The sequence below is a fragment of the Vibrio sp. 1562 genome, from assembly GCF_033340155.1.
Lineage (GTDB): Bacteria > Pseudomonadota > Gammaproteobacteria > Enterobacterales > Vibrionaceae > Vibrio > Vibrio alginolyticus.
The window spans coordinates 1-581 of sequence record NZ_JAWOVY010000584.1; the positions used below are offsets into that span (position 1 = coordinate 1).

General features: G+C 47.5%; 1 protein-coding gene. It reads right to left on the bottom strand.

Annotated features, from left to right (window positions below):
• On the bottom strand, positions 1 to 437 hold a 437-nt coding region (locus R7Z49_RS26520), incomplete at its 3' end, for an isocitrate/isopropylmalate family dehydrogenase (RefSeq protein ID WP_318112639.1).
• Positions 438 to 581: the final 144 nt, after the last annotated feature.

Sequence of the window (581 nt, forward strand, 5' to 3'; positions counted from 1 at the left end):
TAGATACCACCAGTCAGTTCACGGACCACCACGATGTCAAAACCACGGCCTGAGATGTCAGCACGAAGTGGTGAGAAAGCTTCCAGGCCTGCGTGGATTTGCGCTGGGCGTAGGTTACAAAACAGTTGGAAGTGCTTACGTAGTGGCAGCAATGCACCGCGCTCTGGCTGGTCGTTTGGTGGCAAATGTTCCCACTTAGGGCCACCAACCGAACCAAATAGAACCGCGTCAGACTCTTCACACGCTGTTACCGTACTTTCTGGAAGTGGGCAACCATGATTATCGATAGCAATACCACCAACATCATGTTCTTCGCGCTCAAATGAGATGCCATGTTTTTGCTCGATAGCATCCAGAACTTTAAGCGCTTGAGCCATCACTTCTGGGCCGATGCCGTCACCAGGAAGTACGGCGATTTTGTATGATTTGTCTGTCATGTTATTCCTTTAATCTTCTAATTTTTGAGCTTAATTATTTGAAATCGTGTTATTTGTCCCTGAGCGATAAAGCTCAGTATGACTATACCGTAGCAATCTTTTTCTGCTTCATCTCGGCAATGGTGTCTGCGCGATGGATGCTGT